The organism is Methyloligella halotolerans (assembly GCF_001708935.1).
Taxonomy (GTDB): Bacteria; Pseudomonadota; Alphaproteobacteria; order Rhizobiales; family Methyloligellaceae; genus Methyloligella; species Methyloligella halotolerans.
This window is the reverse complement of sequence record NZ_MASI01000008.1, coordinates 123,250-136,598: the sequence shown is the minus strand read 5'-3', so window position 1 is coordinate 136,598 and position 13,349 is coordinate 123,250. Positions and strand designations below refer to the sequence as shown.

The window sequence follows — 13,349 nt, the reverse complement described above, 5'->3', positions numbered from 1 at the left end:
CCGGCGCCCTCGCAGCCCTCACCTCCGCCGGCTATCAAGAAGACGTGACCTACTCGACGACCGGTTTCCGGGCGGCGACGACCATGAGCCTTGGCAACACCGTCATCACGCCGAACCTCTCCGTCGCCTGGCTGCACGCCTTCGACAGTGTCGATACCGATCTGGCGCTGGCCTTCGCCTCCGCCGGACCGGACTTCACCATCCAGGGCACGCCCATCGCACGGGACTCCGCGCTCGTCCAAGCGGGCCTCGACTTCGCCGTCACACCCAACGCGACCCTGTCCATCGCCTATGACGGTCAGTTCGCATCCGACGCCGACGAGCACGGCATCAAGGGCCGCGCCTCCTGGAAGTTCTAGGAGACGTCAGCGCTCGGCGTCATTCCGGACACGGAAATCGTCGCCCCAGGCCCCGCCAGGCGGTGAACCCACAGCCAGAAAAGCCAACCGCTTTACGGGCTTACGGTTGAATCCGCCGCCGCCTTGCAATCTTTGATGCGGCGGCGGTTTTTGCGGCTAAACTGGACTCTCAAACAACGGCTGAAAGTCTAAGGGAGAGACGAGAATGTCCGTGAAACTGTTCGTGCCGCTTTTCGGTATTGCCTTGATCGCCAACGTGCCCGCCGCCGCCTACGATACGCTTGAGCAAGATTTCGCCATCTGCACCCAGGGCCAGGGCTCCGATCCGGAGATCGTGGATGCGTGCACCCGGCTGATCGACAATGCTGAGGTGGAGAACGAGATGGTCGGGATGTTCTACGGCCTACGCGCTTCGTCCAACGACGATGCGGCCCAGAACTGCAGCGATGCCAATAAGGTGCTCGAGCTGACGGACGATCCGAACCTCATCAACGCCGCTCAGTCGCTCGTCGAAGCCAATTGCTAGGCCTCAGAATTTCTGAGACCAGCCCAGGACGACGTACCAAGCTTCGATCGCGTTGATCTCGTGGGCGGTGAAGAAGGATTTCATCTTCACCGAGGCTCCGTATTCCGGCATGTCGTAGTTCACGATCGGCCCCAGCCCGAGGCTTTCCACCTGCCAGCCATGGGCCGGGAGAACGTGGCCGTCCCACGTATCGTCCTCGATCTGCCAGGCGTAGTAGCCCGCCAGGCCGAACTGGTAGCGGCCCCAGCGCTCGGTGACCGCGAAATCGATATTGAGCAGATCGCCGGTCGTGTAGCGGGAGGATGGGTTCTTCAAATAGTTGTTCCAGAAGAACTTGGCGCTGAATTCCGTGCCCTCCAGGAAAATCGGCTTGGTGCCATAGGTGACGCCGACGGAGGGTGAGAAATCCCAGACGTTCAGGCTGGCGCTAAGAACCTGCTCGAGGCGGTCGTCGTCGTCATAGCTGCCGTAGGGAAACGTGACGCCGAAGCCGAAGAGGACCGACAGGCCTTCGAAGACCGGATAGCCTCCGGGTCCTTGGAGGGCCGGTAGCGGCCGAAGAAGTAGGACCAGTCGAGCTCTACGTAAGGATCGCCGAGGCCGACGCTGCAGTTCTCCGCTTCGCCGATCTGGAGATGGCCGCACTGATTGCCCATGGGCAGGAAGCCGAGCACGCCGACGGACCCGCCTAGGATCTTCCAGTCCGGCACGTACATCAGATAGGGTGAGAAATACTGCTTCTCGAGATCGGCCTCGCGGAACGGCGGCAGGGTCTCGCCGTCGGGGCCTTTGAAATCGGTGGCTTTGGAGACGTAGCCGAGGGCGCCGCCATAGAGGCCGGCCGGCGGAAGTTGGCCGGAATGGATATCGGTGCCGCCGATCGGACCCGCAGCGTTGGGTCCTTCAAGCGCGAACGCCGAGTTCGATAAGATACCCACCGTGAGTGCGCAGACGAGAACGCCGGCAGCCCACTTCATCCAATCCCCCATCCCGTGACTCCGTCGAAGCTACCGCAGAATCGATGTCTGGGCCAGCAACGCCAGGTGGAGAGAGGACTACCGCTAGGCCGGCTGTTCGGCCCGTTTCTGCTTGGTGAGCTTGCGGACGACCATGTCCCGCTTCAGCCGGGACAGATAATCGATGAACAACACGCCGTTCAGATGGTCGATCTCGTGCTGCACCAGGGTCGACCAGAGATCGAGGAAATCCTCTTCCTGCTCCCGGCCTTCCGCATCGAGATAGCGGACGCGGGTGCGCTGAGGCCGCTCGATCTCGGCGGTATATTCGGGGATCGAAAGACAGCCCTCGTCATGGACGCGCAGCTCTTCGGAGCGCTCCAGGATCTCGGGGTTGATCATCACCAGCGGGGCGGGTTCGTCCTCGTCGCGGGACGGATCCATGACGATCAGCCGGCGGCCGATATTGATCTGGGGCGCGGCCAAGCCGATGCCCGGCGCCTCGTACATGGTCTCGAACATGTCGTCGATCAGCGTCTTCAGGGCATCGTCGATCTGTTCGACGGGCGCCGCGGTCTCGCGCAGGATCGGATCGGGAACGGTGATGATGGGAAGCTTAGCCATGTGCGGCTGAGATAATCGCGCGCGGGAGATCGGTCAATGGCGCTTGTGACGGCTGCCGCCAGGCAAGGCGTCATACTGAGGCAACCGGCGCGAGTCGGCCCTCGAAGCACGAACCCGGGAACGCCGGCCGCATCCGCCGATCCGCACCAACCCTCCACCCCTTTTCACACACCCCTTCCATGTTCCCGTTTTGGTCTCATTTGACCACGCGAATCGGTATAGATTCCCGCGCATGATGACCGAACCTCTTCAGATCGGCGGGATCGCGCTCGATCCCTTGGCGGTGATGCTCGGGCTGGCGGGAACCGTCGTGGTTCTGCTGGCCGCGCTGCTCATCGTGTTCATGGTGATGCTCGGGCGGCGGCGGACGGATGCCCGCGCCCAGGACGAGCAGATGGCGGAGCTGAAGGTGCGGCTTCAGACCCTGGCCGAAGCGAGCAACTCCAGCCACAGCCAGCTGCAACGGGCGGTGAACGAGCGCCTCGACCGAATCAGCCATCGGGTCGGCAGCGACCTCACCACCACGGCGCAGAGAACCAATGAGAGCATCGCCAAGCTGCACGAGCGGCTGGCGGTGATCGATACGGCTCAGAAGAACCTGACCGACCTCTCGTCGAACATGATGAGCCTGCAGCAGATCCTGGCCAACAAGCAGTCGCGCGGCGCGTTCGGCCAGATGCGCATGGAGACGATCATCAAGGACGGGCTGCCGGTCGGCCACTACACCTTCCAAGCGACCCTTTCCAACGGAAAGCGACCGGACTGCCTGCTGCATATGCCGAACAACGAGGCGGGGGTGGTGATCGACGCCAAGTTCCCGCTGGAGGGGTTCGAAGCCTTCCGGGTGGCCCGGGGCGAGCAGGAGCAGAAGGAGGCGGGGCGGCGGATCAAGGTCGATGTCGCCAAGCATATCGACGATATGGCGGCGAAGTATTTCATCACCGGCGAGACCCAGGACAACGCCATCCTGTTCGTGCCGTCGGAATCCGTCTATGCGGATCTGGCCGAGCACTTCCCCGACCTGGTGCAGCGGGCCCATCGCGCCCGCATCGTGATCTGCGCGCCGAACATGCTGATGCTGGCGGTGCAGACCATGCAGGCGATCCTGAAGGACGTGAAGATGCGGGAGCAGGCGGGGCTGATCCAGAAAGAGGTTGCCATGCTCTGCGACGACATCAGCCGGCTGGGCGACCGGGTCGGCAACCTGCAGAACCATTTCGCCCAGGCCAACAAGGACATCGACCAGATCGTCACTTCGTCGGACAAGATCTCCAAGCGGGGCCGGAAGATCGAGAATCTCGACTTCGAACAGAGCCCGGCCGAGGTCGCGCAATCTCAGTCCGGCCCGCGGATCACGCGCGGACCGGAGCAGGCCGAGAGGCGGAGCCAGGCGGACCTGCTCGCCGGCGAGTAGCCGCTGTCGATCTAAGGGGGGAACGATGGATAATCAGATGCTCGCGGTGAGCTGGGACGAGCTTTTCGTCGGGGGTGGTGCGAGCGCCGTCAATCTCGTGATCCATGCGACGCTGCTCGCGGTGATCGTGCGGGTGGTGGCGGCCTTGCGCCACTACAGGATGCTCGGGCCAAGCGTCATCCAGCGCACGGTGGTGATCTATGTGGCCGGGCTCCTGCTGGTGATGGCCCATTACCTGGAGGTCCGGGTCTGGGCGAAGACCTATGAGTGGGTGGCGGCGGCCCCGCCCGACACGCCGCTCGTCTATTTCGCCTTCTCCAACTACACGACCCTCGGCTATGGCGACATCATCCCCGTTCCGGCCTGGCGGTTGTTGGGGCCGATAACGGCGCTCAACGGGATCCTGCTGATCGGCTGGTCGACGGCGCTGATCTATGCGGTGCTGCGGGGCACGGACGACGCGAAAACCGCAGGTCCGCTCAGCACCGAGGCGGCACAGGAGATCAAGAAGGACGTGAAGGAGGCCGAGGAAGAGGTTGAGCGCGAGTTCAAGAAGACCTGAGTACCCGTTCTTAGGCCCCGCCGGCCTCGCCATATTTCATGCCTTCGAGCTTCAGCCCATCCGGGTCGAGGAAGAACACGGCATAGTAGTCCTCGTAATACTCGTCTGCGGGATCGAAAATCTCCGCGCCCTGCTCTTTCAGAAATGCCTGAAGCTCGTCCACGTCCTTGCGGCTGCGGAGCTGGAAGGCATAGTGGTGGAACCCGGGCTGGCCGATGCGAAACTTGTGATCTGGCTCTTCGGCTTGGCCGATCCAGTAGCGGGTCTGGCCGTTGGTCCAGCCCATCATCTGGGGATATTCGTCCAGCACCTCGAAGCCCAGGAAGTCGAACAAGGCGCTATAGAACGCCTTGGACTTTTCGTAGTCGCTGACCCGGATAGCAATATGGTCGATGCAGACGACCCGGGATGTGTTCTTGGCCATGGCCTCGTCCTTTCGCCTTCGGTCTTGTTTTGCCTTTCCGCTGCCAAACGTGAGGGCGAAGAAATAGTTCGGGGCGTTCGGCGAGGTCCGCTCGCAGTTTGGAAGCGGCTCTGGGGCGGCGCCCGAGGGGCGCGTGAAAGAGGGGCGAACGAATGACAGACGGCACGAGAGAGGACACCGAGCCCACGGCTGCGCGGAGCTGGATGGAGATCCTTCTCACGCGCAAGATGCTGGCTTGCGTCTTTCTCGGCTTCACTTCCGGCCTTCCGCTCTACGTGCTGGTCTCGCTGGTGCCGGCATGGCTCCGGAGCGAGGAAGTGGACCTCGGCACGATCGGCCTGTTCGCCCTGGTTCAGCTTCCCTACACGTGGAAGTTCGTCTGGTCGCCCCTGATGGACCGCTACAAGCTGCCCTTCCTCGGGCGGCGGCGGGGATGGGCGCTCCTGATGCAGGTGGTTCTGCTCATCGCCATCGGCGCGCTGGGACATTTCGATCCGACCACCTCGCTTCAGACCATCGTGGCGCTGGTGTTCGTGGTTGCCCTCTTCAGCGCGAGCCAGGACATCGTGATCGACGCTTATCGCCGGGAGCTGCTGGCCGATGACGAGCTCGGCACCGGCACGTCCATCTTCGTGAATGCGTACCGCATCTCGGGGCTCGTTCCGGGGTCGCTCGCGCTGATCCTGGCGGAGTTCCAGCCCTGGCCGCTGGTCTTCTGGATTACCGGCGGCTTCATGCTGATCGGCATCGTCACAACGCTCTGCATCCGGGAGATGAGCGACGACGCGCTGGCGCCCCACTCCTTGCGGGAGGCGGTGGTCGAGCCATTCATCGAATTCTTCAGCCGCGACGGCGGCGTGAATGCCGGCTTCGCCATCCTGGCCTTCCTGTTTCTCTACAAGCTGGGGGACAACATGGCGACGGCGCTGGCCACCCCCTTCTATCTCGACATGGGCTACAGCCTTGCGGAGATCGGGACCGTGGCGAAGGTGGCCGGGCTATGGGCCAGCATCGCCGGCGGGGTGCTGGGCGGCATCATCATGCTGAAGGTGAGCATCAACCGGGCGCTTTGGCTGTTCGGCTTCGTTCAGCTCGGTACGATCCTGCCCTTCGTCTGGCTGAGCCAGGCGGGACATTCCCTGACCGGGCTGTTCGTGGTGGTGAGCGGGGAGTATCTCGGCGTCGGCCTAGGGGCCATCGCGCTCACCGCCTTCATGGCGCGGGAAACGAGCCGCGCCTTCACGGCTACACAATTCGCTCTTTTCACCAGCCTGCTCGCCGTGCCGCGCACCTTCGCCAACGCTTCGACGGGCTTCATCGTCAATGCTGTGGGCTGGACGCAGTTCTTCTTGATTTGCGCGATGGTCGCCATCCCAGGCATGCTGCTGCTATTCAAGGTCGCCCCGTGGTCGGAGAAACCGGCGCCCGCGGGACCGAAACTGCAGAGTTCAGGCGATGACGGCGGCGGGGCTGCCGCCGGGAACGTCACCGAGATCGAGCAGCCGGCAGCGCCTGTTACCAAAAACGTCTAATCTGGCCCGCAATTTGAAAGACGATCGGGATCGAAAAACCGTCGAGAGGGCGACCTCCGAAACGCGTGGAGATTACTCATGAACCGCACAGTCACCTTCGTACTCGGCATGCTGACCGCCGCAATCATCGCCGCGCCGCTCGGCATCTGGGTCGGCAGCGAGATGGAGCAGGACGGCTTCATCGAGACCATCCAGAGCGTCAATCTCTCCGATCAGTGCCTGCAGGAGCTCTCCCGCGGCGTGGATGAAAAGCTGGCGGAGTAGACCTCAAACCATCTTCTTGGCTTTGACGGCGGCGGCGAGGGTGCCGTCGTCGAGATAGTCGAGTTCGCCGCCCACGGGCACGCCATGGGCCAGGCGGTAGATCGCAACGCCGCAATCCGCCAGCTGGTCGGAGATGAAATGGGCGGTGGACTGGCCTTCGACCGTGGCGTTCAGGGCGAGCAGGATCTCGACCACTTTCGGATCGCGGGCGCGCTCCACCAGCTTGCCGATAGTGAGGTCTTCGGGACCGATGCCGTCCAGAGGCGACAGGGTGCCGCCGAGGACGTGATAAAGACCCTGCAGGACGCCGGCGCGCTCCAGAGCCCAGAGATCGCCGACCTCCTCCACCACGCAAATCAGGGTCCGGTCGCGGGTCTCGTCCCGGCAGATGGTGCAGGGGCTGACCGTATCGATATTGCCGCAGGCCTCGCAGGTGACGATGGTGTCGCGGGCCGTGGCCAGCGCGGTGGCGAGCGGCTGGAGCAGCTGCTCCTTCTTCTTCACCAGATCGAGGGCCGCGCGCCTGGCCGAGCGGGGGCCGAGACCGGGGAGCCGGGCCAGCAGCTGGATGAGCTGTTCGATCTCGGGGCTAGCGGTGCCGCGCGCCATGGTTTTCCATCAGTTCATTCGTCATCGCCCGGCTTGACCGGGCGATCCAGTAACCACGGCCGGAGCGCTTTTCGGAAGCTCGGTGATTACTGGATCCCCGCCTTCGCGGGGATGACAGCTCAGAGTTGGGGTTCGGGATGAAGATCAGCTGCCGAACGGGTTCATGCCGGGCGGGAGGGGAAGGCCGCCGGTCAGCGCCTTCATCTTGTCCTGCATCATGGTCTCGACCTTGGCCTTGGCGTCGTTATGGGCGGCGACGACGAGATCCTCGACGATCTCCGCCTCGTCGGGCTTCATGAGGGACGGATCGAGCTTCACGCCGATCATCTCGCCCTTGCCGTTAAGGGTGACCAGCACCATGCCGCCGCCGGACTGTCCTTCGACGATGGCCTGCGCAAGCTCTTCCTGCAGCTCGGCCATGCGGCCCTGCATCTCCTGCGCCTGCTTCATCATGCCCATCAGGTTCTTCATCGTTTTCTGCCGTCCTCGCTCATGCGTCTGTCTGGAAAATCATCGCCGCTGTCGAAATCGCTGCCGTCTTCCCACGGCTCGTCGGTGGGTATCTCTTCATCCCCTGCCTCAACGGCCTGAGAGGGATCCGCCTCCCCCCCGCTGGAAAGCGGGCGCACCGCCTTGATCGTGGCGTCGGGGAAGTGCTGAAAAACCTCCTTCACCGCGGGGTGTTCCTTTACCCGCGCAAGCTCCGCCTCTTTTTCCTGGCGGCGCTGCTCGCCCAGGGTGACATCGCCTTCCTTCTCGTTGGTGACGACGATGCCCCAGGCGCGGCCGGTCCAGCGCTTCAAGGCGCGGCTCAGCTCCTGGGTCAGCTCCTTGTGGGCGTCGGGGAGAAGGTTGATCTCGATGGAGCCCGGGCGGAAAGAGACCAGCCGCACCTTCTCCATGAGGGCATTCTTCAGAAGAAGATCGCGGCGATCCTCGGCCAGCTGCACCAGCTCTTCGAAGCTACGCGGATCGGCGTTGTCCTCCACCTGCTCCGGCTCGGGTGCCGGGGCGCGGGAAGGCTCCGGTTCGACGTCCATGCCGGGCGGCGCCGGGTTCTCCGATTCCTGAGGCGAAGATTGAGGCTGAGCAGGTTGGGCTTGCGACACGGGCTCGGGATCGCGGCTGGCCTCCGGAGCGCTTCCTTGGGGCGTGCTCTGGCCGCGCGCGGGGCTGGCACCCTCCCCCTGCTCCAGCCGCTTGATAAGATCGCCGGGGCTCGGCAGGTCGGCGGCATAGGCCAGGCGCACCAGCACCATGTCGGCGGCGGCGAGGGGCCGTGGGGCGCTCTCCACCTCCTCGTGGCCTTTCAGGAGCATCTGCCAGGCGCGGGCGAGCACCGCCATGGAGAGCTTGCCGCCAAGCTCGGCGGCGCGTTCGGCCTGGGCTTCGGGCAGGCTGGCGTCGCGGCCCTCTTCGCCCATCGCTTTGGCGCGAGTGGCGGTGTGCACCGCTTCCGCGAGATCTGCGATCACCTGCACAGGTTCGGCCCCGTCCCGGTTGAGATCGGCGAGCTGCTTCAAGGCGCCGCCAGCATCGCCCTTCAGGACCGTCTCCAGGAGATCGAAGATGCGGCCGCGATCGGCGAGGCCGAGAAGCGCGCTGGTCTGGTTCAGGTCCAAGCTGCCGCCAGCGAAGGCGATGGCGCGATCGAGAATGGAGAGCGCGTCGCGCACCGAGCCTTCGGCGGATTTCGCGATGAGATTGAGGGCGGGCCGCTCGACCTGGGCGTCCTCGGCTTTGGCGACGTAGTGAGATGCTCGACGAGGGGCTCGATCTCGATGCGCTTCAAGTCGAAGCGCTGGCAGCGGGAGAGCACCGTCACGGGCACTTTGCGCACTTCCGTGGTGGCGAAGATGAATTTCACATGGGCAGGCGGCTCTTCCAGCGTCTTCAGCAGGCCGTTGAAGGCCTGGCGCGAGAGCATGTGAACCTCGTCGATGATGTAGACCTTGTAGCGCGCGGTGTTCGGCTTGTAGTGGGCGCTGTCAATGATCTCGCGGATGTCGTCGATGCCGGTGTGTGAGGCGGCATCCATCTCGATCACGTCGAGATGCCGGCCTTCGAGGATGGCGCGGCAATGCTCGCCCTCCTCGTCGAAATCCACGGTGGGGCCGCCCGCTCCGTCCTTCGTCTCGTAATTGAGGCCGCGAGCGATGAGCCGGGCGGTGGTGGTCTTTCCCACCCCGCGCACGCCGGTCAGCATGTAGGCCTGAGCGATGCGGTCGGCGGCAAACGCGTTCTTCAGCGTCTGCACCATGGCCTGCTGGCCGATTAACTCTGAGAATGTCCTGGGGCGATATTTTCGGGCGAGCGCTGCGTGGCCCGCATCCTTCTGCCCGGTGGATTTTGCTGTTTCGCCGGCTTCGGCCATCGGGCGATAATCCTCAAAAGATCGATTGGGCGCCAGATGTTTGTCGCGCCGTTCGGCGGCCGAAGCGCTAGCCACGGCGCCGCCTGCCGGTCATCGGAGGAAGTGGGAGGCTGGACGAGCAACCCGCGTAAAACTCGTTAGGGCTGCTTCCTTCCGGACCTGACCCGGTTGGCGAGGCACGCGCCTGCTGCCAACCTCCCTAATCCGACTATATCGTTTATCCCCCGGGGTATAGCAACCCTTGTCGATGGGCCTTGATGGGCCGCAGAGAACCGCGGCGGACGGTCAGGCCTCGCGCGCAAAACCGCCCTGGCGCCAATAGAGGTACAGCAGCCCGAGCAGCCAGAGGGCGATAAAGCCGTCGGAGAAGATCATCAGGAAATTGTAGGGCGCGTAATTGTCGTGGGTGACGGTCTGGTAGATATGCCCATAGGTGGCGCCCAGCATGAAGAGGGCCCAGCCGAGACCGGTGGCCAGCCAGAACGTGCCGCCGATCCAGATGCACAGGAAGCCGAGGATGCCCCAGGCGCCGTCATGGATGCCGACCTCGAACTGGAAGGGGCTCGGCTGCCAGCCGATCGCCTTCGCCGCTTCATCGGGGAAGAAGACATGGGGGATGAAGCCGAAGAGGAAGCCCATCACGCCGGCGCCAATCACCAAGGCATAGAGCAGCAGGATGCGGACGACGCGGTGTTGCGTGCGGGGTTGCTTGCTGAGGAAGAGATGCAGGAGCGGTGCGATCACGCAGAGGGCGGCAATGGCAAGGCCAATCATCAGGCGCTCCCTTGTTTCGCGAAGGAAGCCCGATAATAGCGCGATTCGCGGGGCCTCACCCCTGGTCGGCGGCTTCTTTCAACTTGGCGCGGAAGGGGCTCGCCGGATAGGTGCCGAAGATCGTGAGCTCGGCGGAATAGAAGGCAAGCTCCTCCAGGGCGAGCTGCACCATGCGCTCTTCGGGGTGGCCTTCAATATCAGCGTAGAACTGGCTCGCATTGAAGGAGCCGCCGAGCTGGTAGGATTCCAGTTTGGTCATGTTCACGCCGTTGGTGGCGAAGCCGCCGAGCGCCTTGTAGAGGGCGGCCGGCACGTTGCGCACCCGGAACATGAAGCTGGTCACGGCGGGTCCGTCTTCCATGGCGGGCGTACGCGGCTCGGTCGCGAGAACCACGAAGCGGGTCGTATTGTGCTCCGCATCCTCGATATCCGACTTGGCGATCTCCAGCCCGTAGATCTCCGCCGCCAGAGACGACGCGATGGCCGCGGCCGTGGCGTTCTTCGTCTCCGCAAGCTCCTTGGCGGCGCCGGCCGTGTCGGCCTCGGTCACCGGGGTGAGCCCGAGCTCTCGGATCACGTTGCGGCACTGTCCCAACGCCATTGTGTGGCTGTGAACGGTCTTCAGGCTTTCAAGCTTTGTGCCCGGCAACACGAGAAGCTGATGGCGGACGCGCTCGAAATGCTCACCTACGATGAACAGGCCCGACTCCGGCAGGAGGTGATGGATATCGGCGACGCGCCCAGCCACCGAGTTCTCGATGGGGATCATGGCAAGAGCGGCCTCGCCGGACTTCAAGGCGCTAAGCGCGTCCTCGAAGGTCGGGCACGGCAGGGGCTCCATCTCCGGATAGGCGTCGTTGCAGGCCAAATGGGAATTGGCACCGGGCTCGCCCTGGAAGGCGATTTTCTGGCGGCTGGTTTCGCTCATGATGTGCCGGGATTTTCCATTAGCCCGCGCGCCCGCGCGAGGTCGACCGGAGTATCGACACCGAGCGGAACGGTGTCAACGAGGGCCACATTGATGCGCATGCCCGCTTCGAGGGCGCGGAGCTGCTCCAGCTTCTCGCGCTTCTCGAGAGTCGAGGGCGGCATCGAGACGAAGCGCTCCAGGGCCGCGCGGCGGTACGCGTAGATGCCGATGTGATGATAGAGCGGGCCCTCGCCGTAGGGCGCGGTGGCGCGGGTGAAGTAGAGCGCGCGCAGAAGGCTTTCTCCTGCGGGTGTGCCGACAACCTTCACCACATTGGGATTGGTGCGCTCTTCCTCTTCGGCGATCTCGCAAGCCAATGTCGCGATATCGGCCTCCCCAGGGGCGAGAGCATCGACGCAGGTGGCGACGAGAGCCGGATCCAGGGTCGGCAGATCGCCCTGGAGATTGACCACGATGTCGCAGGTCTTGTCCGGATCGGCAGCGGAAAGAGCCTCGTAGACGCGATCGGAGCCGCTCTGATGATCGGGATCGGTTAGAACGGCCTTGCCGCCCGCTCCTGAAACGGCGGCAGAGATTTCCTCTGAATCCGTTGCCACGACAACCTCGCCGCAGCCCGATTCCGTGGCGCGGCGCCAAACATGGACGATCATGGGCTCGCCGGCGATGGGCGCGAGGGGCTTCTGCGGCAAACGGCTCGCTTGCAAGCGCGCAGGAATGATAATGAGAGTCTTGCACATATGGGGTTTCGTAGACATAAACAGCCGGTTAGCGCGACCCTTCTGCGGTCCTATGCTAACCAGACTTTGGATATCGGTTCAGTTGCCATGCGGGTTGGCGCCAATTAATCTCGGCCGCCGCCGCATTTAAGACGGTTGAGATGCCTTTGCTTCCGGGGGAAACGACAGAATGAATAGCTATCGGTTTAACCAACTTGCAATGGCCGTGCTTGCGGCCCTGGTGCTTTTCTTCGGCACCCGCACCTTGATAACCATCCTTACGATGGAACACGAGACCGAACATGCGGGCTACGATGTTCCGGGCGCCAAGGAGGAAGAGGGCGGCAAGGCTGCCGGTGGCGAAGCCGCCGAAGAGAAGGGTGGCGACGACGAAGTGCTGACCCTGCTGGCCAGCGCCGACGCCAAGAAGGGCGAATCGGCCGCCGGCATCTGCAAGGGCTGCCACACGGTCGACAAGGGCGGCGCCAACATGGTCGGCCCGAACCTTTGGGATATCGTGATGCGTCCGGTCGGCAGCCACGAGGGCTACGACTATTCGCCGGCCGTCAAGGATCATGGCGGCGATTGGGACTACGTGAATCTCGACGACATGATCGAGCATCCGAATGTCCACATCCCCGGCACGAAGATGGCGATGTATCCGGGCATGCCCGACGCCAAGAAGCGCGCCGACGTGATCGCCTATCTGCGCACCCTCAGCGACGATCCGAAGCCCCTGCCTGAGGCTGGCGGCGACGATTCCGCTGCTGCTGCGGGTGACGAAGGCGGCGAGGAAGCCGCGCCGAAGGAGCCGACCGAGGGCGAGGCCGACAAGGCCGCGACCGAGCAGAAGGGTCCGCCTGAGGAGCCGATGTCGGAAGAGAAAGAGCCTTCCGCCGACAGCGCACCGGCCGAAGAGCCGAACGCTGCTGCCGACGAGGACAGCTCCGAGGCCCCGGCCGCCGAGAGCGGTTCCGGCGATGAGCCCAACGAAGATGTGGGTTCGGAGCCTTCGACCACGGATTCTTCCGAGGCGCCGGCCGAGTCCAGCGCACCGGATGAGGAGCCCAATGCCGATGCCGGCACGGAGAGCGACACGCAATAGTTGCCGCTCCAAAGAGCTGAGTTCGACGAGGGCGCCGGTAATTCCGGCGCCCTTTTCATTTGGGGTTTCGTTTGCCGCGCATCCGGCAGAATACACGGCCCCGCCCCGCGCTTTTCTTGGCCCGCGGCACTCCGACCTAACCGATAATTCATTTGGTCGCCGGGCCCGCCATGGTAAGA

The 13,349-nt window shown here is 63.8% G+C and carries 18 protein-coding genes and 1 other RNA gene; 7 read left to right on the top strand and 12 right to left on the bottom strand.

The features are described from left to right. A partial coding sequence (locus A7A08_RS13400) for an autotransporter outer membrane beta-barrel domain-containing protein (protein WP_141694002.1) occupies positions 1 to 359 on the top strand: 359 nt, incomplete at its 5' end. Between the two features lie 205 nt (positions 360 to 564). After that, positions 565 to 885 (top strand): hypothetical protein, encoded by a 321-nt coding sequence (locus A7A08_RS13395; RefSeq protein ID WP_069095969.1) that lies wholly within the window; start codon positions 565 to 567, stop codon positions 883 to 885. A gap of 3 nt (positions 886 to 888) precedes the next feature. Here the strand turns inward: A7A08_RS13395 and A7A08_RS15710 are convergent, their stop codons facing one another. The 3 genes from A7A08_RS15710 to def form a co-directional block, all read right to left on the bottom strand. Further along, positions 889 to 1,392, bottom strand: a complete 504-nt coding sequence (locus A7A08_RS15710) for a transporter (protein WP_245290947.1) — start codon at positions 1,390 to 1,392, stop codon at positions 889 to 891. Then, positions 1,302 to 1,862, bottom strand: a complete 561-nt coding sequence (locus A7A08_RS16955; protein WP_245290945.1) for a transporter family protein — start codon at positions 1,860 to 1,862, stop codon at positions 1,302 to 1,304. The genes A7A08_RS15710 and A7A08_RS16955 overlap by 91 nt, the downstream gene beginning before the upstream one ends. Positions 1,863 to 1,946: 84 nt before the next feature. Then, positions 1,947 to 2,465 carry a peptide deformylase gene (gene def, locus A7A08_RS13380; RefSeq protein WP_069095966.1) on the bottom strand — a complete coding sequence of 173 codons (519 nt, stop codon included), beginning with the start codon at positions 2,463 to 2,465 and terminating at the stop codon, positions 1,947 to 1,949. 232 nt (positions 2,466 to 2,697) lie between these two features. Here def and A7A08_RS13375 point away from each other — a divergent pair, with 232 nt between their 5' ends. After that, positions 2,698 to 3,879 carry a DNA recombination protein RmuC gene (locus A7A08_RS13375; protein ID WP_069095965.1) on the top strand — a complete coding sequence of 394 codons (1,182 nt, stop codon included), beginning with the start codon at positions 2,698 to 2,700 and terminating at the stop codon, positions 3,877 to 3,879. 25 nt (positions 3,880 to 3,904) lie between these two features. After that, positions 3,905 to 4,441, top strand: coding sequence for a potassium channel family protein (locus A7A08_RS13370; protein ID WP_069095964.1), 537 nt, complete (start codon positions 3,905 to 3,907; stop codon positions 4,439 to 4,441). A 10-nt stretch (positions 4,442 to 4,451) separates the two neighbouring features. Here A7A08_RS13370 and A7A08_RS13365 read toward each other — a convergent pair whose 3' ends face one another. After that, positions 4,452 to 4,865, bottom strand: a complete 414-nt coding sequence (locus tag A7A08_RS13365; RefSeq protein WP_069095963.1) for a VOC family protein — start codon at positions 4,863 to 4,865, stop codon at positions 4,452 to 4,454. 152 nt (positions 4,866 to 5,017) lie between these two features. Here A7A08_RS13365 and A7A08_RS13360 point away from each other — a divergent pair, with 152 nt between their 5' ends. Beyond that, positions 5,018 to 6,397, top strand: coding sequence for an AmpG family muropeptide MFS transporter (locus A7A08_RS13360; protein WP_083226783.1), 1,380 nt, complete (start codon positions 5,018 to 5,020; stop codon positions 6,395 to 6,397). A 78-nt stretch (positions 6,398 to 6,475) separates the two neighbouring features. Further along, positions 6,476 to 6,661: a hypothetical protein gene (locus A7A08_RS13355; RefSeq protein ID WP_069095961.1), complete on the top strand. Its 186-nt coding sequence runs from the start codon at positions 6,476 to 6,478 to the stop codon at positions 6,659 to 6,661. A 3-nt stretch (positions 6,662 to 6,664) separates the two neighbouring features. Here A7A08_RS13355 and recR read toward each other — a convergent pair whose 3' ends face one another. The 8 genes from recR to A7A08_RS13320 all read right to left on the bottom strand — a co-directional run bounded on the left by recR (position 6,665) and on the right by A7A08_RS13320 (position 12,086). Further along, entirely contained in the window at positions 6,665 to 7,270 is a 606-nt protein-coding gene (recR, locus tag A7A08_RS13350; RefSeq protein ID WP_069095960.1) for a recombination mediator RecR, read from the bottom strand. 144 nt (positions 7,271 to 7,414) lie between these two features. Continuing rightward, positions 7,415 to 7,741, bottom strand: coding sequence for a YbaB/EbfC family nucleoid-associated protein (locus tag A7A08_RS13345; protein ID WP_069095959.1), 327 nt, complete (start codon positions 7,739 to 7,741; stop codon positions 7,415 to 7,417). Further along, a complete protein-coding gene (locus A7A08_RS16950) occupies positions 7,738 to 8,970 on the bottom strand; it encodes a hypothetical protein (RefSeq protein ID WP_425349032.1) in 1,233 nt (410 codons plus the stop codon). Before A7A08_RS16950 ends, A7A08_RS13345 begins: the two co-directional genes overlap by 4 nt. Continuing rightward, positions 8,883 to 9,644, bottom strand: a complete 762-nt coding sequence (gene dnaX / locus A7A08_RS16945; protein ID WP_245290943.1) for a DNA polymerase III subunit gamma/tau — start codon at positions 9,642 to 9,644, stop codon at positions 8,883 to 8,885. Before dnaX ends, A7A08_RS16950 begins: the two co-directional genes overlap by 88 nt. Positions 9,645 to 9,747: 103 nt before the next feature. After that, an RNA gene (ffs, locus tag A7A08_RS13335) (signal recognition particle sRNA small type) lies at positions 9,748 to 9,842 on the bottom strand. 87 nt (positions 9,843 to 9,929) lie between these two features. Next, on the bottom strand, positions 9,930 to 10,418 hold the full coding sequence (locus A7A08_RS13330) for a DUF6790 family protein (protein ID WP_069095958.1): 489 nt from the start codon (positions 10,416 to 10,418) through the stop codon (positions 9,930 to 9,932). A 55-nt stretch (positions 10,419 to 10,473) separates the two neighbouring features. Further along, the gene (locus A7A08_RS13325) at positions 10,474 to 11,346 is read right to left on the bottom strand and encodes a prephenate dehydratase (RefSeq protein ID WP_069095957.1); all 873 of its coding nucleotides are present in this window, start codon (positions 11,344 to 11,346) and stop codon (positions 10,474 to 10,476) included. After that, positions 11,343 to 12,086 (bottom strand): 3-deoxy-manno-octulosonate cytidylyltransferase, encoded by a 744-nt coding sequence (locus A7A08_RS13320; RefSeq protein WP_069095956.1) that lies wholly within the window; start codon positions 12,084 to 12,086, stop codon positions 11,343 to 11,345. The genes A7A08_RS13325 and A7A08_RS13320 overlap by 4 nt, the downstream gene beginning before the upstream one ends. A gap of 199 nt (positions 12,087 to 12,285) precedes the next feature. Here A7A08_RS13320 and A7A08_RS13315 point away from each other — a divergent pair, with 199 nt between their 5' ends. Beyond that, complete coding sequence (locus A7A08_RS13315) at positions 12,286 to 13,170, top strand: c-type cytochrome (protein WP_069095955.1); 885 nt, start codon at positions 12,286 to 12,288, stop codon at positions 13,168 to 13,170. The last annotated feature ends 179 nt before the right edge of the window (positions 13,171 to 13,349 follow it).